The sequence below is a fragment of the Frankia sp. CcI49 genome, from assembly GCF_001983215.1.
Lineage (GTDB): Bacteria > Actinomycetota > Actinomycetes > Frankiales > Frankiaceae > Parafrankia > Parafrankia irregularis.
Window position 1 is genome coordinate 220,970 of sequence record NZ_MOWP01000031.1, and the last position, 21,713, is coordinate 242,682.

Annotated in this window: 17 protein-coding genes; 9 read left to right on the top strand and 8 right to left on the bottom strand. The window is 73.1% G+C overall.

Annotation, left to right across the window (positions count from 1 at the left end):
• Positions 1 to 20: 20 nt before the first annotated feature.
• Genes CcI49_RS28150 through CcI49_RS28160 form a run of 3 tightly spaced genes read right to left on the bottom strand, consistent with a single transcriptional unit; the run spans position 21 to position 3,621 of the window.
• Positions 21 to 752 (bottom strand): carboxymuconolactone decarboxylase family protein, encoded by a 732-nt coding sequence (locus CcI49_RS28150; RefSeq protein WP_076831019.1) that lies wholly within the window; start codon positions 750 to 752, stop codon positions 21 to 23.
• On the bottom strand, positions 749 to 2,866 hold the full coding sequence (locus CcI49_RS28155; protein ID WP_083749756.1) for a class I adenylate-forming enzyme family protein: 2,118 nt from the start codon (positions 2,864 to 2,866) through the stop codon (positions 749 to 751). Before CcI49_RS28155 ends, CcI49_RS28150 begins: the two co-directional genes overlap by 4 nt.
• Positions 2,863 to 3,621, bottom strand: coding sequence for a DUF3050 domain-containing protein (locus CcI49_RS28160; RefSeq protein ID WP_347280145.1), 759 nt, complete (start codon positions 3,619 to 3,621; stop codon positions 2,863 to 2,865). The genes CcI49_RS28155 and CcI49_RS28160 overlap by 4 nt, the downstream gene beginning before the upstream one ends.
• A gap of 328 nt (positions 3,622 to 3,949) precedes the next feature.
• On the opposite strand from CcI49_RS28160, the gene CcI49_RS28165 reads away from it, so the two are divergent.
• Together CcI49_RS28165 and CcI49_RS28170 are read left to right on the top strand one after the other, a co-directional pair.
• Complete coding sequence (locus CcI49_RS28165) at positions 3,950 to 5,173, top strand: enoyl-CoA hydratase/isomerase family protein (protein ID WP_241840272.1); 1,224 nt, start codon at positions 3,950 to 3,952, stop codon at positions 5,171 to 5,173.
• 212 nt (positions 5,174 to 5,385) lie between these two features.
• Positions 5,386 to 5,802 (top strand): hypothetical protein, encoded by a 417-nt coding sequence (locus tag CcI49_RS28170; RefSeq protein ID WP_054567166.1) that lies wholly within the window; start codon positions 5,386 to 5,388, stop codon positions 5,800 to 5,802.
• A gap of 97 nt (positions 5,803 to 5,899) precedes the next feature.
• Here CcI49_RS28170 and CcI49_RS28175 read toward each other — a convergent pair whose 3' ends face one another.
• The 4 genes from CcI49_RS28175 to CcI49_RS28190 all read right to left on the bottom strand — a co-directional run bounded on the left by CcI49_RS28175 (position 5,900) and on the right by CcI49_RS28190 (position 12,071).
• Positions 5,900 to 6,115, bottom strand: coding sequence for a hypothetical protein (locus tag CcI49_RS28175; protein ID WP_076831027.1), 216 nt, complete (start codon positions 6,113 to 6,115; stop codon positions 5,900 to 5,902).
• 267 nt (positions 6,116 to 6,382) lie between these two features.
• The gene (locus CcI49_RS28180; protein ID WP_076831030.1) at positions 6,383 to 6,850 is read right to left on the bottom strand and encodes a hypothetical protein; all 468 of its coding nucleotides are present in this window, start codon (positions 6,848 to 6,850) and stop codon (positions 6,383 to 6,385) included.
• A 13-nt stretch (positions 6,851 to 6,863) separates the two neighbouring features.
• The gene (locus tag CcI49_RS28185) at positions 6,864 to 11,432 is read right to left on the bottom strand and encodes an AAA domain-containing protein (protein WP_076831033.1); all 4,569 of its coding nucleotides are present in this window, start codon (positions 11,430 to 11,432) and stop codon (positions 6,864 to 6,866) included.
• Positions 11,433 to 11,645: 213 nt separating this feature from the next.
• Complete coding sequence (locus CcI49_RS28190; protein WP_083473310.1) at positions 11,646 to 12,071, bottom strand: DUF6011 domain-containing protein; 426 nt, start codon at positions 12,069 to 12,071, stop codon at positions 11,646 to 11,648.
• Between the two features lie 620 nt (positions 12,072 to 12,691).
• Between CcI49_RS28190 and CcI49_RS28195 the strand changes: the two genes are divergently transcribed.
• Complete coding sequence (locus CcI49_RS28195) at positions 12,692 to 13,801, top strand: phosphotransferase (RefSeq protein WP_076831038.1); 1,110 nt, start codon at positions 12,692 to 12,694, stop codon at positions 13,799 to 13,801.
• A gap of 403 nt (positions 13,802 to 14,204) precedes the next feature.
• Entirely contained in the window at positions 14,205 to 15,542 is a 1,338-nt protein-coding gene (locus tag CcI49_RS28200) for an ATP-dependent 6-phosphofructokinase (protein WP_054567171.1), read from the top strand.
• Between the two features lie 24 nt (positions 15,543 to 15,566).
• On the opposite strand, the gene CcI49_RS28205 is transcribed toward CcI49_RS28200, so the two are convergent.
• Positions 15,567 to 17,441 carry an alkaline phosphatase D family protein gene (locus tag CcI49_RS28205; RefSeq protein ID WP_076831042.1) on the bottom strand — a complete coding sequence of 625 codons (1,875 nt, stop codon included), beginning with the start codon at positions 17,439 to 17,441 and terminating at the stop codon, positions 15,567 to 15,569.
• Between the two features lie 222 nt (positions 17,442 to 17,663).
• Between CcI49_RS28205 and CcI49_RS28210 the strand changes: the two genes are divergently transcribed.
• The 5 genes from CcI49_RS28210 (at position 17,664) to CcI49_RS28230 (ending at position 21,712) form a co-directional block, all read left to right on the top strand.
• Positions 17,664 to 18,419 (top strand): proline dehydrogenase, encoded by a 756-nt coding sequence (locus CcI49_RS28210; protein ID WP_241840273.1) that lies wholly within the window; start codon positions 17,664 to 17,666, stop codon positions 18,417 to 18,419.
• A 186-nt stretch (positions 18,420 to 18,605) separates the two neighbouring features.
• Positions 18,606 to 19,577, top strand: coding sequence for a TerB family tellurite resistance protein (locus tag CcI49_RS28215; RefSeq protein ID WP_054567174.1), 972 nt, complete (start codon positions 18,606 to 18,608; stop codon positions 19,575 to 19,577).
• A gap of 86 nt (positions 19,578 to 19,663) precedes the next feature.
• Positions 19,664 to 20,101, top strand: coding sequence for an NUDIX domain-containing protein (locus CcI49_RS28220; RefSeq protein WP_054567175.1), 438 nt, complete (start codon positions 19,664 to 19,666; stop codon positions 20,099 to 20,101).
• A gap of 137 nt (positions 20,102 to 20,238) precedes the next feature.
• On the top strand, positions 20,239 to 20,958 hold the full coding sequence (locus CcI49_RS28225) for a class I SAM-dependent methyltransferase (RefSeq protein ID WP_235497957.1): 720 nt from the start codon (positions 20,239 to 20,241) through the stop codon (positions 20,956 to 20,958).
• 64 nt (positions 20,959 to 21,022) lie between these two features.
• Entirely contained in the window at positions 21,023 to 21,712 is a 690-nt protein-coding gene (locus tag CcI49_RS28230) for an AIM24 family protein (RefSeq protein ID WP_054567176.1), read from the top strand.
• Position 21,713 lies beyond the last annotated feature (1 nt).

Here is a 21,713-nt window from a genome sequence, read left to right on the forward strand (position 1 = left end):
GCCTCGGCGGTGGCCGGGCCTCAGTGGTGGTCGGGCCCGCGCGGCCTGTCCGGCGGCCCGTCTCGCAGTCCGTCCCGCAGAGCGGCCGTGGCCATGGCGGGTACACGGCCGTCGATCTCCGCGATCAGCTCCCGCAGGTCGGCGGTGGACAGGTCCGAGGAGGCGAGGGCTGAGCGCAGGTGGTGCCGCAGCGGATGGACCGCGCCCGCGGACGCGCAGGCACTGATCGCCACGAGGCGGCGCTCGCGCACGGTCAGGCCCGGTCTGCGCCACACGTGCCCGAACACGAACGCGAGCATGCCGGCCTCGACGAAGGGGCTGTCCGGGCATGGTGCCTCGACGCGGTTCACCGTGCGGAACGCCTCCTCGCCCGCCCGAACACGTTCCCGCGTGGTCTCCTCGTTCAGCGGGGTGTCGGACTCGAGCGCCGGCCAGGTCGCCCGGTGCTCCGAGCCTTCGCCGTGCACGGACGCCCACTGGAGCCGCACGATCGCCTCGAGCTCGGATCCGCGCGGCCAGCCCGCGTAGACGGCGTAGTGCAGCACGAACTCCAGCAGATCGCCCAGGCCGATCTCCTCCCGCTCCAGGACCTCGCGCACTCTGGCGGCGAGCGCTTCGGTGGCCCCGGACGACGCCAGGCACACGAGCCGCACCAGGTGCCGGTCCCGGGCCCCGAGGCCCCCGCGACCGCTGGCAGCGGCAGGCGGCTCCTCCGTCCTCTCCCCGCTCTGGGCGGGCGGCGCCGCGGTCACCAGTCCGACCTGCTGGCGACGAGGGCCTGGCCGGCGGGTTGGGCCGGCGAGACGGCCACCTCGGACCGGGCGGTCCCAGTGGCCGTACCCGCCGCGGGGACCGCCGTCGCCAGCGGGGACGGCGGAGGCGGAGGCGGCGGGGAGGTCCGCAAGGTGACAGGGCGGTTCGCCTCGGGCACCGGCGACGGCTCCGTCCCGTCCCGGAACTCCCGCTTGAGGGTTTTGCCGGTGACACCGATCGGGAACTCCGACCACGGCATGATCTGCAGCGCGACCAGCTCCTCCGCCGGGCTGAGCAGCGCGTTCAGTTCCTCCCGCAGCCGCTCGGCGCCGATCTCGACGCCGGGCCGCAGGGCCACCGCCGCGGCGGGCCGCTGCGTTCCGTCGGGCTGGCGCGCCCCGTAGACGCAGACGTCGAACACGGCGGCATGCCGGTGGACACGCTCCTCGATCGGCAGGCTGTAGACGTCGCCGTCACCGGTGTGGATGACATCGACCTCGCGGTCGAGCTGGACGACGTGACCACCCGACCAGCGGGCGACGTCCCCGGTGAAGAACCAGCCGTCCCGGACCGCCTCGTAGGTGAGGGAGTGGTTGTTCCAGTAGGCCTCGAACAGCGTCTTCCCACGTACCTCCAGCCGTCCCACCTCCCCGCGGCCGACCGGCACGCCGTCGCGCGCGATGCGCACCCTCGGCCCGAAGGGAGCCGAGTGCCGTCGGCCGATCCGGCGGTCGTACCGGCGGGTGACGGGCGAGTAGTACCGCAGGACCGACGGTGTCCCGACCTCACTGGAGCCCTGTGCGTCGAGGTAGACGGATCCACGCATGGGCAGTCCCAGCCGGCGGAAGGTGCCACCCACCCGCACGCACGGCCGGATCATCTCCTCGTGCGCGGCGTCGGCGGTGCTCGCCCAGAACCGCATGGCACGCAGGTCATGGGCGGCGAGGGGCACCTCCTTGAGCTGGGTGTAGGTGATGGGGAAGCCGAAGAAGCCGGTGTACCGCTCCCGGGCCAGCTCCTCGACGACGCGGGGGGCGTCGAAGTCGCGTCCGGTCGCCGTGGTCCAGTGCGCCCGGATCCCCAGCAGCAGCATCGAGTTAAAGGTGAGGATCACCGCCTGGTGGTTGTTCGGGACGGCCAGGTACCCCCGGTCGCGCCGCGGCGAGACGTGGACGTAGCACAGCCAGCCCCGCACGGCGCGGGACTGTGGACCGTTGCGCAGGATCACGGCCTTGGGGAACCCGGTCGTCCCGGACGTGTGCACCAGCAGGAGCGGCTCCCGGGGACCGCGGCGGACCGCGGCGGCGGGCTCGCCGGCCGCGGCGAGCAGATCCTCGATCCAGTGGACGGCGGCTGCCGTGACGCCACCCAGCGCCGCGGTCAGTTCCCGCACGTCCGCCGCGGGGACGTCGGCGGCCCGCCCGACGAGCACGACGGCGTCGACGCCGCCGGGCGTTCCGCCCTCCCGCAGCACCCGCAGCAGGGTCGGGACGTCCGCGAACAGGATCCGGGCGTCGATGTTGAGCAGGTAGGGCGCGACCTTGCCCGCGGCGAACGCGCCGTTCATGGGGCAGGCGACGCCACCGGCCCGCACGACGCCGAGGTGCAGCAGGTGGATGTCGAGATGGTTCCGCTTGAGGATGGCGACCCGCTGCCCGTGCCGCAGACCGAGCGCGCGCAGCGCGGCCGCGACCAGGCCGGCGGTCGCCTGGATGTCCCGCGCCGTCCAGGCGACCGGGCCGGGCGCGGTACCGGCACCGGCACCGGGCGCGGCACCGGGACCGGCACCGGGCGCGGCACCGGGCGCGGCACCGGGACCGGCACCGGGACCAGGGCCAGGGCCGGGGGGCGGCCCGGGACGAGGACCGGGGGGCGGCCCGGGACGAGGACCGGAACCAGCACCGGGAGCAGGACTGGGCAGGGACCAGGTGCAGGGCTCGTCGCTGGTGAACAGGACCCGGTCGCGATGCCGACGGGCGGCCCGGTCGGGGATCCGCTCCAGCGACATCGGGCCCAGCGCGAGCCACAGCCGCCGGGGCAGCGCGACCGATGCGCAGACGAAGGCGACGTAGGCGGCGGCGAGTCCGAGCAGGACGAACAGGGCGACGATCATCGGGACACCGGCTGTCGATCGGGGAGCGTGGCGGCGATGCCGTCCCACAGCGCGGCGCGGGCCTGGAGGCAGCCCCGCACCACATCGGCGCACTCCCGCCAGCGCCGCGGGTCGTCGCCGGCCAGCGCGACGAGCATCTCCATGGCCATCGGGGTGTGCTGCTCCCCGTCGACGGCGACGTGCCGGGCCAGATAGTCGCGGAAGGTGGCCATCTCCACGTTGCCGGCCAGGACCTGGGTGAACATCTCGGGGATCAGGTCCTCGCGGCCGAAGGCGAACGCGGCCGCCAGGGCGTGCGGCGCAGCGGTGGCGAGCAGGTCCCAGGTGGCCCGCACGAACGCGGCGGCCGGGGCCGGAACCGCTGCCCGAGTGATCGCGGCGGGTACCGGCGTGCCCGCGGCGAGCTCGTCGAGAAACCGCCTGATCGGCCCGGTGTCAGCGCCCGCCTGCTCCATCGCCTCGAGGTAGAGCTCGAAGTGGCTGATGTAGGAGCCGCCGTACTCGTCACTCTCCTCGACGAGGACGATCTCGTTGATCAGCCGGCGGCAGGCGCGGTGGACGGTCGGCGTCCACGGCACGTCGACGCAGGTCAGGGTGCGCTGAAGGGACTTCAGCAGCGACATGAAGTCCCAGACCGCGAAGACGTGGCTGGTCATGAAGGCGGTGACGTCGTCCGGGCTGACCAGGCGGGCGTACACCGGGTGGGCGAGGACGGTGTCGCGGACCGGGGCTGTCTCCGCGGTCAGCCAGACGATCGACGGATGGGCGCCGCCCCAGGAATAGCGACTCGGCACGGGTCATCAACCCTTCGGGAGTACCGGAACACGACATGGGCCGAACCGCGGCGGTGGGCCACCCGGCGCCGCTACGCTCGAACCCGTCGACCGCGTCGACCTCCGTCGACGTCGGGAAGGGCCCTGCGGCCGGCTGACCTGCGATGTGGACCACCGGCGCTGGCCGGTAGCCGGCAGGTTCCCGGTCCCGGGTAGCGTCCCGGTAGCGTTGCGCCAGCAGGCCGCCACCCGCCGCCGCTACCCGGCGGCAGTCCTCCCGCCGCCGCACACCGCGCCCTAACGTGGTCCGGTGGACGTGGATCAGACGCACGGTGGCGGTGGGCCTCCGGTGGCAGCGATGCCGCCCGCCCCCGGCGACTCGCCGCCCCTCGGGGCCGCGCCGGTCAGCCTGTTGGACCCCGAGACGGCACTGTCCCTGCTGCGCGCCGACCCGGAGATGTTCGCGGCGTTCACGGGGGAGCCGCTGTTGGCTGTCCGGGTGTGCGGTCCGCGGGCGCTCGAGGTCGCCGCGTTCGCCCGGCGGCTGCCCTGCGTGCTCGTCGGTGTCGCCGCGGACCCGGCCGATGCGCCGTCCGGTGTCGAGTCCGCTGGCTTCGACGTCCTGCTGACGCCGCAGAACGCGCCGCCGGCGCCGTGGGTGGGCCCGCTGCGGCCGGGGCAGACCACCGGGGACGCGCTCGCGGCGATCGCCGCGACGGCGCGCGCGGTGCCGTCCGCGGCCGTCGCGTTCGCGCAGTTGGTGCGCTACTCGGCGGGTGTCGATGTGGACGACGCCGTGGTGGCCGAGTCATTCACCTACTCGACGCTGCAGGGCGGCCCCGAGTTCGCGGCGTGGCTGGCCGGGCACCGCGCCGAGCGGGAACGCCGTGCGGCCCGGCGGGCCGCGGCCGGCGGGCCCGCACCCGCCCCGGAGGGTCGGCCCGCGACTGCCCCGACGACTGACCCGGCGGTGCTCGTCGAGCGGGACGGCGACGAGCTGTGGGTCGTCCTCAACCGGCCGCGGGTGCACAACGCGGTCAGCAGGGACGTCCGTGACGGGCTGGTGTCGGCGTTCGCGCTGGCGGGGGCCGATCCGTCCATCACCCGGGTGCGGCTGCGGGGGGCGGGGCGCACCTTCTGCAGCGGCGGGGATCTCGCCGAGTTCGGCACGCTGCCGGATCCGGCGCGGGCCCACGCGGTGCGGACCACGCGCAGCATTCCGCTGGCGCTGCTGCGCTGCGGCCGTCCCGTCACCGCCTACGTGCACGGGACCTGTGTCGGGGCCGGGGTGGAGATCCCGGCGTTCGCGGAGCGGGTCGTCGCCGACCCGGCCACCACGTTCCGCCTGCCCGAGCTGGCGATGGGCCTGGTACCGGGCGCGGGTGGGACGTCGAGCATCGTCCGGCGCGTCGGCCGCGAGCGCACCGCGTTCATGGCCCTGACGGGCTGGGCCCTGGACACGTCCGTCGCGGCGGACTGGGGCCTGGTCGACGAGGTGCGCCCRGTCGGCGGTGACCAGCACCCCGAACGCTGATAACGGAAGTCCGRTCACGGAAGTCCGATCACGGAAGTCCTCTCGACCGACGGAACCGGTCAGCGCCGGGGCCCACCTTCGGGCCGGGCCCGCACTTCCGGGCGAACGTCGATCGCACCACTCGACGATCACTCGGGGCTGGTTAGCGCGCCCGTGGCGGGGCACGGTCAGGACAGGCCTGACCCCATCGAAGCGGACGAAGGGCTCGGCAGATGACCGGCGAGCGCCACGTGCTGGATGTCGAGAGCGCGACCGAGGAGATCTACTTCCGGTGCCGCCGGTGCCACAGCACCTGGCATCGTTCGTACACGGTCGCTCGATGGTTCGAGGACGATGGTGGTTACATGGAGGTCTACCGGCACAACGGCGTGCCGGTGCCTTCCCCGCGCAGCGGCCCGGTCTGCCTGAGTTGCGGTGGCCTGCGGGTCGACTGGTCGGATTCCCCGCTGCCCCCGCTCCAGGAGCGGCCGCCGACGCCCGGTCCGGTCTCCCCGCGGCAGGCACGGTCGGTTACCTGGCCGTCGTGGCGCACCGGGGTTCGTGACGAGTGGCCGCCACGCCGCTCCGCCTTCCCGTTCATGCTGCCGATCCGGCCGCAGCTGTATCCCCGGACCTTCCACTTTCCGTGATGGAGCGGTGTGGGCGGCGGCTCCGCGGAGCCGCCGCCCACACCGGCCGGCGGGATCGGTCCCTGCCCAGGTCTCAGGCCTGAGACCTGGGCAGGTCTCAGGCCTGCGTGCGGACCGGCTCGGGCGGTGGGTAACCCTCGCGGTAGCGGTGCCCGTCCACGCTGTAGCGGATCGGCGCGCTGGTCGCCGCCTCGCCGAAGCGGCGGCGGTCCGCCCGGTGGTCACGAATGATGATGATCGTCGGGATGATGAACATGATGCTGAGCAGGGCGACCGCGACGAGCAGTCGATCCCATTCGAACTGTGGATCCATCTGGGCTCCTGGTGATCGGGAGCTCCGGGCCGCGGCAGCGCTCATCCCCGTGCGAACTCCCGCGGACAACGCGAGAGGCACGGATGGCTCACATGGCACAGATGGCTCACATGGCACGGATGGCGCGGCAGATGCGCGAGACGCGGCAGGTGCGCGAGAGGTGTGCGCGGCATGCGGCCGCGGGCACCTTGCAGACGGCCCGGGGGCCTGTGCTCAGGGGTGGGCACCTCGCTGTGCGTGCGAAGTGACGCGGCGCCGGATCCGGCGTCAGGCTGACGCTTCGACGCGGCGTCGGCTGCCCGGCGGCCCACGGGAGCCCGCGCCGCCGCCGGCCTCACGCGGCCCGCGCCCGTGCGGGCCCCGCTGTGCCCGTACCCAGGCGGTGCTGGCGGCGAGCGCGCACAGCACCGCGACCAACGCGGGAACCTGATGGTCGGCACGCTGGTGCTGGCTGCTCGCCGGAGGCTTGGCGTCCAGCCAGGAGCGCAGGATGTCCGCGCGGCCCGGCACCGCCGGAGCGACGGCCTCGGCCGGTTCGGAGAGATCCAGCCCCTCCGTCGCCGACAGCCGCTGCGCCGTTGCCGTTGCCGTCGGCGTCGCGGGCGCGGATGCCAGTGCCAGGGCGGCCCCGCTCGGGAGCGTGGCCGTGCTCGGCACCGCTGCGACCAGCGCCATCAGCGCGAACATGGCTGCCCACAGCAGCCTGACGCGCAGCGATGACGGGTGGCCTGGCATCAACCGAGGGTAGCTAACCGAGGGCGGCTGCTGCCCCCGGGAACGCCCCCGGCGCCGGTGGATCGGCAGGTGATGCGGCCGGTGGCACGGCGGGTGTGGCCGGTGCCGGGTGGATGCCCAGCTGGTCGAGCTGTTTCCACAGGCCGTCGAGAGTCCGGCCCGGATGGCGGTAGAACTCCGAGCCGCGGATCCGCCAGAACGTCCAGCCGAGCCGTTCCAGGATCCGCTGCCGGCGAAGGTCGGTCTCCCACTGCTCCGGGCCGTGGTAGCGGTCGCCGTCACATTCGACGGCCAGCCGGGTACCGTCGCCCTCGACCACCAGGTCGATGCGGAAACGCCCCACCGGGTGCTGTGGGCGCACCCGGTAGCCGCGGGTGAGGATTTCGCGCAGCACCGCCCGCTCGAACTCGCTCTCGCAGCGGTCCGCGAGGCGGGCGACCTCCTCGGCGGCGGGCGCGGCGTACATGTACTCGATGAGCTGGCGACGGACGTCGTCGTCGCGCAGCGTCTCCGCAGCGACGGTGTGGAACACCCAGAGCTGGTCGCGGGCCCGGCTCGCCGCGACGTTGACCCGCTGCAGGTCACGGCGCCGGGTCGCCGCCGAGCGGTTGTCGTCGGCGACGACGGACACGAAGATCACATCACGCTCGTCGCCCTGGAACTGGTAGGGGTCGCCCACCCGGATCCGGCGGCGGACGTACTCCTCCTCCCCGAGCTTCTCGACCAGGCTGTGCTCGATCAGCCGGGGCTGGCCGGACCCGAGCAGGGTCACCACACCGAACGTCATGCCGGCGTAGGCCGGGTCGGCGCAGCAGTCGACGATCTGGTCGACCACCGCGGCGGCCTCCACCTCGTTGGCATCACCGAACCGGCCCGACGCCCGCCCGCCCCCGGCGACGCGGACCGGGCGCAGCGCCGGGCCGACGGTGATCTCCGGAGTCTCGCGCAGCGGCAGGATCTGCTGGTCGTAGAACCGGTTGGAGAAACCGATGATCTCCGGCAGGCAGCGGAAGTGCTCCTTGAGCACGACCGTGCGCGGGAACACCCGGGCCGCGGTGTCGTAGAGGCTGGCCTCGACGTCGAGCAGCGAGCGGTGCGCCACGTCGGGCAGGTGGTTCTCGATCAGCGCGAAGACCCTGTCCCGCGGGACGCCGACGGCGGACGGGCTGGTCTGCTGGTCGTCGCCGACGACGACGGCCTTGCGCCCCAGGCTCAGCACGCCGAGGGAGAGCACGTCGCACTGGCTGGACTCGTCGACGATGACGACGTCGAAGGGCTCGTTGACCCGCGGGTCGAAGCTTTCCATCACCCGGTGGATCGGCATGATCCAGACCGGGACCGCGCCCATGGCCGCGGTCATGTGGGCACGGGCCTCGGCCCGCCACCGACCGGCGAACCGGCCGGTGCCCTTCCCGACCCGGCTCAGGGCCTGCACCCACCCGGTCAGGGCCTGACGCTGCTCGGAGCCGAGGTTGCGCGCCAGTGCCAACCGCGCCGATCGACCGGCCACCTCCAGCACCAGCCGCTGGCTCTCCTCGGTCGCCGCGCCGAGGCGCCGTTGCAGCGCCGGGATGTCGGCGCCGGCATGCAGGTCGGCGAGCCAGGTCTCGGCCTGCCGCCACCGCCACAGCTCGGCGAGCAGCCCCGGATCGCCGCAGGTGGCCTGGTCGCCGTGCTCGGCAAGCACCCGGGCCGCCCACCGGGGTGTCACGGCGGCGAGCCGCCCGGCGAGCTCGGCCCGGCGCTCGACCTCGGGCCGGGCCGAACGCAGCCGGGTCGCGGAGCCGAGTGCCTGTGCCCAGCGGAGCGTGTCGCGGTGATCGAGCGCGTCACCCAGCTCGGCCCACAGCGGGCTGGCCGCCGGCGTCGACGCGCCGACGCGCAGGTGTTCGGTGAGACCGGCGAGCTCCGCCCGCGCGGCCTGCTGCGCGATCCGCTTCTCGGCGAGGTCGAGCAGGCCGGCGTGGTGCACCAGATCGGCCGCGGTCGGCCGGGTGGGTGCCTCGCGGAACACCGCCACCAGCCGGTGCGCCAGCTCGCGGCCCTGGCCGGCCTCCCAGCCCACCGCGGCCGCCAGCTGCCCGCTCACCGCGTCCAGCGTGGGAACGGGCGCGAACACCGCCGCGGCGGATCCGCCACGGTCATCGTTGGGACCCGCGGGCCCCGCGGGACCCGCGGGGCCTGGGATGCCTGGCGCGCCGAGCTGTTCGGCGACATCGGAGTAGCGGCCCAGCGCGGTGCCGACCCGAATCCGGCCGATGATCGCGGCGCGCACGATGTCCAGGTCGTCGGCGGTACGGGGCGGGTAGCCGTCGACGAGCAGTGCCTCGGCGTAGTCCCGCAGGTCCCGCCCGCCGAAGCGGGGCAGGCTCTTCCCGGCCGCGAACCGGCCGCGCAGCTCGTCGAGCTGTTCAAGCTGGGTGCGGGGATCGGTGTCGGGAACACCCACCCGGTGCCCGAACAGCTGCCCGCGCAGGTCGTGCAGCTCAGCCACCGCCGCGGCCAGCTCATCCGCCTGGACCTGCCAGAACTCGGCCAGCCGCGGCGAGTACGCACACTGCTCCCGCAGGCGGTCCAGCCACGGCTCCTCCAACGGGCGCAGGACCTCCGCGCCGGCGAGGAGCTCGGTGCGCAGCTCGGCGAGCCCCGCCGCGCCGAGCCGGTCGACCGCGTCGGGCGCGAGGCCCAGACGCTCCCCTTCGGACACCTCCTCGTCGAGCTCGTCGAGGCGCTCGAACAGGGCCGACAGCGGCGCGGCGCCGGGCAGCGCCACCGGGTCGGGCAGGTCGAGGCCGGCGGCCTCCGCCTGAGCCGGCGGGATCCGCCGGGCCAGGGCGAAGAGCTCCTCGAGCTCGTCGAGGGGCAGCGGCGGTGCGATGACGGGGTCGATTCGGTCCGGGATGAGGCCCAGCTCGGCCGCGGTGCTCGCCAGCCATTCGGACACCCCGGCGGCCCGGAGCCGGCCGCCCGGCAGGTCGAACTCGCGCTCCTCACCGCGCAGCAGCTCCACCAGCTCCAGCTCCAGCGCCCTGGTGCGGGAGCGCGCCGCGTCCAGATCGATCGCGAGCCGGTCGACCAGCCGGGCCTCGCGATGCAGGTCGATGTCGCCGACCGCGGCCTGGATCTCGACGACGGACGCGCGTAGCTGCTCGATGTGGGCCTGGCTGGCGCCGAGGACGGCGACGGACAGGTGGCGCAGGTCGGCGGGGATCTTCTCCTGGAGCACGGTGAGGGCCTGCTCGTCCTGCGCGGTCACCAGCACGCGCAGCCCGTGGGCGACGAGGTGGCAGACGAGGTTCGCGATGGTGTGGCTCTTGCCGGTTCCCGGTGGGCCCTGCACCGTGACGCCCCGCGCGGTGGCGAGCTGGACGGCCACCCGCTCCTGCTCGTCGTTGGTCGGCAGGGGCATGAGCAGGCGCCTTCCGGTCGCGGCCCAGCCGTCGTCGTGGTCGTCGCCTTCGCGGTCGCCCTGGCCAGCCGAAGCGCCTCCGTCGGCACCGTCGACCGAGCTGGACGAACTCGCCGAGCTCGACGATCCGTCGAACGATCCGCCGAGCGCCTCACCGAGCGCCTGCGCCACCAGGGACTCGGTGGCGACGACCGCGGCCACCGCCTCGGGCAGGAACTCGCGCTCGGCCATCGCCTCCCGCAGCTCGGCGTAGAAACGCGCGCCGGCCGCCGGCCGCGGTCGCAGGAACAACGCCCAGGTGTCGACGACACAGGCGTTCGTGCTGGGCGCCGGCACGCCGGGGCCGGGCAGGATCGCGGCGTCCAGCCCCAGCGGGGCGGCGACCTGGCGGTGCAGACGGTGCAGATCCTCGGGTTCCCACACCTCCGGCGGGCTGGTGCGCACCTGGTCGCGCAGGCGGGGGAGCTCGTGCAGCCCAGGAGCCTCCAGACCGCGCACCGGGTCCGTCTCCAGCGAGGTCGGCCCGTCGGGCAGGACCCTGATGACCCCGTCGTGCTGGTCGACCTCCACCCGAACCGGTGTGATCAGCAGCGGGTGCTGGACCACCACCTGCTCGCCGCCGGTGGCCGCGACCCGCCAGCTCAGCAGCGAATGCCCCCAGACGAGCTGTGATCCGGCGGTGTCGTGGCTGTGCCGCAGCCGCAGATCGAACAGCCGCTCATAGAGATCACGGGCGGCATACGCGGCCCGCGCGCTCGATGCCCACGGCTGCCAGGAGACACGCATCCAGTGCTCGTGCGCCTGGATGATCTCCTCCGGGTCCTCCTTGCGCGCGGCCGCCCGCTCCCGCAGACCGGCTGGCAGCCTGGGCGGTGCGTCGGGCCGTATGTCGACGCCGCCGAGGTAGGCGTCCAGCAGGCGGGGAAGCCGAGGCGGGGCCGGCACGGCGACCTTGCCGACCTCCAGCCAGCTTTCCCGCGACGACCCAGGACCCACCAGGACGGCGCGGTGGCCTGGCACGCCTCCGTGGCCGGGCACGTCGCCGGGCAGCACCGGAAGTGGGTCGTACTCGGCCAGCCGCCGCCGTGGGGCGCCACGCAGATCCGTGGCGAGCGCCGCCAGATAGTCCAGCAGACGCAGTGACCGGCTTTTGACCTGGTCGAGGGCGGGCATCGGGATCCTCCGGCAAGTGGGTCAGGTGGCGCGGAGCCGCCGTCCGCCCGTGGCGACGGACCGGCGGGACACCGCGACGATACGGCGCCGGCCCGACAGAACCCGGCTGCGCGCCGTAGCGCCCCGCGCGTGCCCGGTACGCCCGGCGACCTGCCCACATATGCCACTTCCGCGCCCGCACCCGTGCACCCGCACGCCTGCCGCGCCTGCCGTTCAGACGACGACGAGACGGACGGCCGCCACGTGGTGGCACGGCTTCCCGTGGACCCCTGCGGCGCAGGTGCACTGCCCGGTGGGCGCGGTGCGGTAGGTGGCTCCTCGATGGCCGATGGTGAGCCAGACACGGCGGCCCCGCAACGGAACGATGCCGCCGAGCTCGAGAAGTTCCAACGCGTCCTCGAGCTGCTGGCTGGTGAAACCCGTGAGAGTGGGTGCGGTGCGGCGGAAATGCCGGGTGCAGCCGGGGCCGAACCCGGCCGAGACGCTGGGCGGGCTGGTGAGCCGGCGACCACAGCGCAGACAGAAGGTCGAGATCTCGGAAACACCGGTGGTGGAAGCGGCGGCTGCGGAAAGGTCGATGCCGTGAACGCCGGAGTCGGGAACGCTGCTTTCGGGAACCGTGTTGTCGGAAACGATCACGTTGTCTCCCCGGATTCTGCGTGTATCCAATGATAACCCAGGTGGCGTGGGTCGGGGAGGAATTTGGTGAGCCCGCGGCGGCCAGTTTCCGGCCGGTTCCGTGGCGGGTGTCGGCACAGTGTGACCGTGCCTGGGTGCTTGGCTCGGCAGACGGATGACCTGGGCGGACGGCGAGAGGCCGGAGTCGTGGCGACGGTGCGCGTCGCAGCTGGCGTGGGTGGCTCATGGCGTGCGTGGTTAGGCGGCCGACGCGTTTTCGTGTTTCCCGGTGGGTGGCACCGGGCCGCGGTCGCGCATTTCGCCGGCCCCGGTGCGGGAGGAACTGGCCGGGAATGGAGCTCCGGCCTTTCCGGGCATCGAAACGCGCATGACCGTGGCCCCGCCCGCCCACGCCCGCAGTTCGAGGAGTTGAGGGTGTTCGTCGTCGCCGGCCGGGTGGCGGGATCCCGAACATCGGGCGCCGCTGCTGCCGCTGCTGCCGGGAAAGGCCTGAGGATTCTGGTCGTTGGAACGGCCAGGATCATCGGATCTTCGGGTTGTGGCCTCAGGTTGTCGCTGGCGTTAGCTTGGTCGGCGGGCAGGCTGCCGGGTTGCGAGGTGGGCGAAGGAGGCCGGCGACGGTGACGGCTGGTGCTTCCGGTGATGGCGTCAACGGTGTGATCACCGCTGAGCTCCTCGAGCTCGCCGGGGTGCTCGACGACGTCCTGGCCGAATATGATCTTGGTCCTGCCCCGACGGCGGTGCTGGTCAACATCTCGGAGAACGTGACCTACCGGGTGGATGACCTGCCTGGGGGGCGCCGGTGGGCGTTGCGCCTGCATCGGCCGGATTACCACGCGATCGACGAGATCGTCGCCGAGCTCGACTGGGTGGCGTCGCTGCGGGCTGACGGTGTCGTGGYGACGCCCCGAGCGGTGGCGAACCGGTCCGGGTCGGTCGTGACCACCGTCGGGCTGGGTGCGGCGGTGCGCTGTGCCGTGCTGTTCGACTGGGTCGAGGGCGAATCGCCGACGCCCGGGGACGAGGTGGCGCTGGTGCCGTTCTTCGGTGTCCTCGGCGGCCTCGCCGGCCGGCTGCACAACCATGCGCAGCGCTGGCCGCGGCCGGCCGGCTTCAGGCGTTTCTCGTGGTCCTGGCAGACGACGCTGGGCCCGTGCGGGCGGTGGGGGAGCTGGCAGGCCGGCGTGGTGGCGGCGCTCGCGGAGTGGTCCGAACCGGTGCTCGCGGTCCTGCGCCCCGCGGTCGCCCGGATGGAGCGCGAGCTTGCCGCCTACGGGCGCGGCCCCGACCGGGCCGGGCTGATCCACGCGGACATGCGGCTGGCGAACCTGCTGGTGGCGCCGCCCTTCGACCGGCGGGAACCCGGCCTCGCCCACGCCGCGCCCGAGGGCCTCCACCTGATCGACTTCGATGACTGCGGCTTCGGCTGGTATCTCTACGACCTCGCGGCCGCGCTGTCCTTCGTCGAGCACAGTCCGGCGCTCCCGGAGCTGGTCGAGGCCTGGCTGGCCGCCTATCAGCTCGACCGTCCGCTCGCGGGCCATGACCTCGCGATCGTGCCGACGATGGTTCTGCTGCGCAGGCTGCTGCTGGTCGCCTGGCTCGGCACCCACCCGCATTCCGACGCGGTTCCCGATATCGCGGGTTTCGTCCAGGAAAGCGGGGCGCTGGCGACGCGCTACCTTGCCGGGGCATTGCTCCCGAATCTCGCCCGGCTCGCGCACCGGTAGCGCCGACGGTCTGGCGTCACCCAGGCGGCCGGGGGAAGAACCCGTAGGGAGGGACGGCGGGCGCCAGCCCGGCGGCCGGTTCGGCCCGGCGCGAACCGGCTGGACCGCTGAACCGGAGGTTTGAACTGGGAGGCATGAACCGGACGAAGACCGTGAACGGGACAGGTGGTGGTCCTCGCCCTGTCCCGATGATGTCCGCTGGTCGTCGTTTGTGTTTCGTGCCGGTAATCGCCTGGTGTCCACCAGCCGGATGACCGGGTTGTCTGATCGACGACCGTCATGGGCCAGACGCCCGGACCGGTACGCTCGGTGCGATAAGGCGGGAAGGAGCTGGGGCGATCGTGGTCCGGTCCAGTCGGGCGCTGGAATGGGAATGCCCTGGCGGTGTCGGAATCGGGGGGCCGTGAGCGAGGCGTTGACCGTGGACGGTGCCGAGCTGGAGGTGCGCACCCTCGGTCCCTGCCGGATCGATTCACCGCTCCTGCCGCTGCTCGGCGAGCGTCCGACGACCCAGCACTACATCGACGAGGGCGACAAGGTCCTCTTCGACGACACCCTCACGATGATCTCGTCCCGGAAGGTCCCGCTGGACGAGCTGCCGGGCTTCGAGCCGGCCGGGCCGCGCCGCAAGATCTACTTCGATCCGTCGAAGACCCGGGTGGGCATCGTGACCTGCGGTGGCCTCTGCCCGGGGCTGAACAACGTCATCCGCGGCCTGGTGCTGGAACTGACCAACCACTACGGCGTGAACCGGATCTTCGGCTTCCGTCACGGCTATCAGGGCTTCATCGCCAAGTACGGGCACAGCGTCGTCGACCTCACTCCGGAGCGGGTGGCCCACATCGACGAGGACGGCGGCACGATCCTCGGTACCTCCCGCGGCCAGCAGGACCCGGGTGAGATCGTCGACTGCCTGTCCCGGATGAACATCAACATCCTGTTCGTGATCGGTGGGGACGGGACTCTGCGCGGCGCGCGGGCGATCGCCGACGTCGTCACCGAGCGCGGTGAGAAGATCGCGGTTGTCGGCATCCCGAAGACGATCGACAACGACATCCCCTACATCGACCAGAGCTTCGGCTTCCAGACGGCCTTCGCCAAGGCCGCGGAGTCGATCCGGGCCGCGTCCGCCGAGGCGACGTCGGCACCCGGCGGTGTCGGCGTCGTCCGCCTGATGGGCCGCCATTCCGGCTTCATCGCCTGCTACGCGAGCCTGGCCAAGAGCGACGCCGACGTGGTGCTGATCCCGGAGCTGCCGTTCACCCTGGACGGGGAGCGCGGCCTGCTCACCTACCTGCGTCACCGGGTCGAGAAGCGGGGGAACGCCGTCGTCGTCGTGGCCGAGGGCGCCGGGCAGGACCTTGTCGAGGGCCTGCCGGAGTCGTCCGACGCGTCCGGCAACCGCAAGCTCTTCGACATCGGGCCGGAGCTCTCGCGGCGCATCACCGACCACTTCGCCGAGCACGGCACCGAGCTGAACCTGAAGTACATCGACCCGAGCTACCACATCCGCAGCGTTCCGGCGAATCCGTACGACAACGTCTATACGATTCGGCTGGCGCATGCTGCGGTGCATGCGGCCATGTCCGGGCGCACCCAGATGGTGGTCGGCCGGTGGCGGCGCCGCTTCATCCACATGCCGATCGAGCTGGCGGTCAGCCACCGCAACCAGGTCGATCCGGCCGGTGATCTGTGGATGTCCGTCCTGGAGGCCACCGGCCAGCCCTACCGTTTCGGCTGACCCGCCCCGAACGACTGGCCGGGCTCAGGCCGGCTGGCTCAGCGTCACCCGAAGGATCTCCTCGAGCCCGGCCGGTTCGCCGTCCGGTTCGGTCTTGTCGAGGAGCAGGGTCGCCGTGCGGCCGTCGAGTTCCAGCGTGGCGAGCTGGCTGTCGAACCACGGTCCGTGGGTGACGGTCCACCGCACCGGCATGCCCCGCACCCCGAGGAGGCGGGCCAGCCAGCCGGAGACGGTGGCGAACGCCGCGCGGCGGGACAGCGCGTCGATGCGGCGGATCCCCGGCCCGAGCGGGTTGCGCAACGGCGAGCACACCGCCTGCCACACCGGCGACATCGCCCGATCGGAGCCGACCCGGGCGAGATAGGCGTGGTGCACATCCCCGGACAGGACGACGACGCTGGCCGGTGCGGGCCCGTGCTCGCCGCTGGCGACCGCGTCGAGCAGCTGCGACATCTGCGTGAAGGACCGGCTGAACGCCGCCCAGTGCTCCAGGTCGAGCGTTCGCCGCACCCGTTCCACCGGGCGCGTGACAGTCCGCGCGAACCACTGGCAGAGCCGACCGAGCCGCCCGCCGAGCCGCTCACCGAACCGCGTGGACGCGAGCCGCTCACTCATCGCCTCGACATGGTGGATGGTCGGTGTCAGCAGGAACGGCACCGACGTCCCGAGCAGGAGATGGTCGACCTCGCCCTGCTGGAACGTCTGCTCGCGGATCCAGGACCATTCCGTGTCGTTCACCATCGCGCGGGTTCCGTCGGGGGCCACGACCCGGCCCAGCCGGGAGTCGATGACGATCAGCCGGGTGCGCCCGAGATCCCACCGGAAGCTCCAGCGGGGCGGCACCGGTGGGCACGCGCCGGCGGCGATGTCATCGGCCGGGGCGCCGTCGGCCGGGGCGCCGTCGGCCGCACCGGTGAGGTCGACCGCGGGCAGGTCGGCCAGGGCGGCGAGGTCCGGCAGCCGGTCGACGCGGCGGGCGAAGGCCCGGACGACGTTCTCGCCGTCGGGTACGGCGGCCACCGCGGCGTACGTCGGATCCGTGGCCAGCGTCCGCGGGTCCAGGTTGCCCAGGTGCTGGTAGACCCAGTAGGCCATGATCCCGCTGGTGATCCGGGCGTCCCACCACGGCTGTGCGCGGATCTCGGCGCGCCAGGAGGCGGAGATGTTCCAGTCGTCGCGAACGTCGTGGTCATCGCCGATCATGGCGGTGGGGATCGTGGAGAGCAGCCATCGGATCTCCGGCTGTGACCAGGCCTCCTGGTACAGCCAGGCGTATTCGGTGAAGTCGGCGATCTCCGTGCCGGGCGGTACGCCGACGTCGCGGCGGCGCCGGATCCGTTCGGCGGTGTCCGGCGACACGTGGTCGGCGTACACCTGGTCGCCGAGCAGGAGCAGGACGTCCGGCCAGCCCTGCGGTGGCGTCGTAGCCAGGCGTAGCGCGAGCGCGTGCAGCGCGTCGGTGCCGAGCCCGCGTGGATCAGCCTCGGGGGACAGGGTGTACGGCCTCGTCTGCGGGGCGGTCACCCGGCATGAGCCGAAGGCGAGCCGCACCGGCCGTTCGGCGCCGAGCGGCCGCAGCAGGCTCGGTGGCTGGGCGGAGCCGGGTTCCGGCCAGACCAGCACCGCCCGGCCGGGCGGTGCGTCGTCACCCGCGGCGGCCTCGTCCGGTGGGGTGGCCCGGGTGAGCCAGACCTCGTAGGGGTAGGCCCGGCCCGGTTCCAGGTCGCCCACCGTGACCAGGGCGAAATGGTGGCCCGCGATGGTGAAGGTCGGTGCCGCCGCGCGCGGTCCCTCCTCGGCCCGTACCTCGACGGTGCAGGGCTCGTCGGTCTCCACCCAGACGGTCGCGTGACGGTCGTCGGCGTAGCGGTGCAGCGGGCCGAGGAGGAGCTTGCTCATCGGGTCCGCCGTCCCATCGTGGCGATCATCTGTCGGTACCTGTTTCTGCCGGCGCCGTCCGAGCGGGGGGTGCGGGGAGGCGAAGGACCGGCTCCCGCGGCCGGCTGCCGCCGACCCGCCCCGTCGACATCGAGGTGACTGGTCGGTTGGACACCGCCGAGCCGCTACGTGAGGCTACTTTATGTGTCCAGGCAGTCTCGATCGTCCTTCGGTGGCGGCCCGATGGACGCGCTCGCGCGCGCCGCGCTGGCGGCCGACGACCGGATTCTGGCGACCATCGACCGGCTCGGCCCGGCCGCGGCGGACAGCACTGCCGCCGACGCCGCCACCAGGGCGTATCTGACCCTGCTGGACCTCGCCGATCGCGCGGGTATCGCCGAGGATCTCGACATCTGTCTGCGGCTGCCCGCGATCGGGCGGGAGATCCCGCACGACGGCGAGAAGAGGGCCCGTGACAACGCCGCCGAGATCTGTGCCCGGGCCCGGGCCGTCGGCGCGACCGTCACGCTGGCGACCGACGGCGACATCGATGATCCGGCTTCGGTGGACGAGGTTCTGGCGGCCCTGGCGGACCTGCGCCGTGCGGCGCCGACGACCGGGGTGACGCTGCGCGCCGATCTGCGCCGCACCCCGGCCGACTGCCGGGAGCTGGCCCGGTCGGGCGCCCGGGTGCGGCTGCGGCTGCGGCCCGGCTGGCACCTGGTCCGGCGGTCGGTGGCGACGGCGGATCCCGCGTTTCATGACCAGCGCCGTGGGTTCGCGGCCTGTCTGGGGATCCTCATGGCCGGGCCGGGCTATCCGATGATCGCTACCCAGGACCCGCGGCTGATGGCGCTGACCACCCGGCTCGCCGCGCGGGCCGGGCGCCACCCGGACAGCTTCGAGTTCCAGACGGTGCGTGGCACCCCGCGCCGTGAGCACCGCCGGCTGGCCGCGACGGGATACCGGGCCCGGATCTACGTCTCCTACCGCAGGTAGGGCGGCGTCCGCGGCAGGTGAGGCGGCGCCCTCGGACGGATGTCGCCGACCGGACCACATCGGTCCGGGCGCGGGTAGGCGATGCGCTGCCCGGCCCTCCCCCGTCTGGGGGATGATGTAGGACGCGTGTCCTCCGAACGGACACCGTGACTCCTCGTCCTCGCCCCCGTCGGGAGGTACTCCGCGATGTCCCCGCCTGCCCTGATCCGGCTTGAGGCTCGCCTGCTTGTCCGGGTTGGTGACAGCGTCCTGCTGGCCCGCTCACCGGGTGACGACTGGCATGAGCTGCCCGGCGGCCCGGTGCCGCCGGGGGATAACACCGAACGTGCGTTGGCCCGTGAGCTGGCCGGCCTTGCCGGAGGTGTCGTCCTCGGCGGACCGGCGGCCGTGGGGCCGTCGGGCGGCTGGCGTTTTCTCGGTGCCGCCGAACACGCCGGCGACGCGCTCGGCAACGCCGCCGCCCCGCAGGTCGCGCACACCCTGACCATCCTGTTCGCCGCCGACTGGTCCGACGGGGCGCCCGTCCCGCCCACCTGGCAGGGGCGCGAGCTGGTCCTGGTCGACGCGGGCCTGCTCGTCGCGACCCGGCTCCGTCCGCTTCCGGTGGCCACGGCGGTGCGCCGGTGGGTGCTGGACGAGTGGCCGCTGTGGCGCGGGATGGCGTCCGGTGTCGGGGACGTCGGGCGCCTCGGCCGCCGGCTGAGCGTCGCGTCGCTGAAGGCGCAGCTCGCCGCCAGGCGCGAGGAACTGCGCGGCAACGCCTTCCGCGACGCGGCCGTGGCGATGTGCGCGCTGGTGACGGCCGCCGACGGCCGGGTGGATCCGGCCGAGCGCGAGGGGCTGCGTGCCTTCGTCGCCAGCGATCCGGTGATGTCGCACTTCGCCCCGGACGAGCTGGAGGCGCTGTTCGACGCCCACCTCACCCGGCTCGTCAGCGATCCGACGCAGGGTCGCGCGACCGCACTGGCCGAGATCGCGAAGGTCCGGAACCGGCCGGCCGAAGCGGCGGCGGTGATCGCGCTGGGTGAGGTCATCGGCCGGGTCGACGGTGAGTTCGTCGTCAGTGAGCAGGCAGTGGTGCTGGACGCGGTGAACGTGCTCGGGCTCGATCCCGCGGAGTTCGCCCCGGCCTCGCTGCCGGCCACCCGTGGCGACTGACCGCCGCCGCAGCAGCCTCCACCGGCCGCCGAGGCCCACCCCCTGCTCGGATCCGCACCGATGTGTCTAGCCCTCCTGGAGCGTTCATGACCGCCGCTGCCCCTGTCGAGATCAGCGCCCGGGTGCTGTTCCTCCGGCACGACCGAGTCCTGCTGGCGAACCGCCGCGGGCAGTCCTGGTTCTACCTGCCCGGCGGGAACGTGGACCCCGGCGAGACCGTGGAGGCCGCGCTGCGGCGGGAGACCCGCGAACAGGCCGGATTCGAGGTCGCCGACCTGGAGTTCATCGGCTGCGCCGAGCATGTGTACGTCGAGAAGGGCGTGCGCTACCAGGAGATCAACGTGCTGTTCGCGGCGGACCTGCCGTGGGGCGCGCAGATCGGCAGTTGGGAGTTCGACGTCGACCTGACCGCGGTCACGCTCAGCAGCCTGCACGGGCTCGACCTGCGTCCGGCCAGCCTGCGTGCGGTGATCGAGGGCTGGCTCACCGACCGGGTGCCGGCATGGCACGGAGCGGCGGTGTAACACCGGCTTCCAGCTGCTCCGACAGCCTCGCTGCTCCGATAGCCTCGGCCGGTGGTGGTTCAGGGTTTGGCCGGCGCGCCCGGCCTGGTGAGCGGGCCGGGCCTCGCCGGCGCGGCGGGCGGCCGTGGGGCGTGGCGATGAGTGACACCGCCGCCGTTGACGGCGCGGGTGGGCCCGGGCTCGGTCCCGGCGGGCGGCCCAGCCGCTGGGCCAGCCTGCACGCAACGGGCGGAACCAGCGGAACGAATGACCGCCGGTCCGCCGCGGCCTCCGGCGGCCTGGGCGAGCGTTATGAGCGGCGGTTCGCCGAACTGGCCGCTGCTGGGATGGATGTGCACGGCGAGGCCGCTCTCTGCGCAGCCCTGGTCCCGCCGGGCGGACGGATCCTCGACGCCGGATGCGGTACCGGGCGGGTGGCGATCCGCCTGGCCGAACTGGGCTATGCCTGCACCGGCGTCGACGTCGACCCGTCGATGCTGGCGCGGGCGCGGGCCGCCTCCGACTCCGTCTCGTGGGTCCTCGCCGATCTCGCCGATCTCGTGGGCCTCGCGGATCCGGACGGCCAGTTCGACCTGGTCGTCGCCGCGGGGAACGTCATACCGCTCCTGGCCGAGGGCTCCGAGGCGCGTGTGGTGCGGGCCCTTGCGGAGCGGGTGCGGCCTGGTGGTCTGCTTGTGGCCGGGTTCGGTCTGGACGCCGCGCACCTTCCACTGCCCGAGGCGCCCTTCGGGCTCGCCGAGTACGACTCGTGGTGCGCACAGGCGGGGCTGGCCCTGGAACGCCGCCTCGCCACCTGGGAAGGCGCCCCGAGCGCACCGGGTGACGGCTACGCGGTCAGCATCCACCGCCGGAGCTGACCGCGGCTCGCGCTGTCTGACCGGTGGCTGCGGCACTCGACAAACGTGAGATGGAAAAGGCTCAATGGTGTCCGTGAATCAACCACTCGGGCAGCATGCGGCAGGAAATGACGGTGGGCAGCCGTTCGGCCTGGAATCGGGCGACCGGATGCTGCGGGTTCGCCTCGACGGTGGCGAGATGTACGCGAAGCAGGGGTCGATGGTCGCCTACCGCGGCCAGATCGATTTCGCCTACAAGGGCCAGGGCGTCGGCGGCTACCTTCGGCGTGCGGTGACCGGCGAGGGCCAGGACCTGATGCGGGTCAAGGGGCGTGGCACGGCCTGGTTCGCCGAGTCCGGAAGCCACATCTCGATCTTTCACCTGGACAACGACCGCCTGACCGTGAACGGCCGCAGTCTGCTTGCCCTGGAGTCCGGCATCCGCTACAAGATCACGACGACGTCGGGGGGTGTCGGCGCGATGATCGCGGGAGGCGTGTTCAACACCGAGGTGTCGGGCACCGGCGGCGTCGCGGTGCTGTGCCTGGGCAGCCCGCTGGTCCTGTCGACCGACGAGCCCGTGTGCGTCGACCGGGACGCGGCCGTCGCCTGGACTGCAGGCGTTCGTACCCGGGTCGTGTCCTCCTTCAAGATCGGAAATCTGTTCGGCCGCTCGTCCGGGGAGCTCGCGCAGATCGAGTACACCGGGCGGGGTGGTTTCGTGGTGGTCCAGTGTGGTGAGATTCCGGCCCGTGGTGCCGAACCGAGCGGCTGAC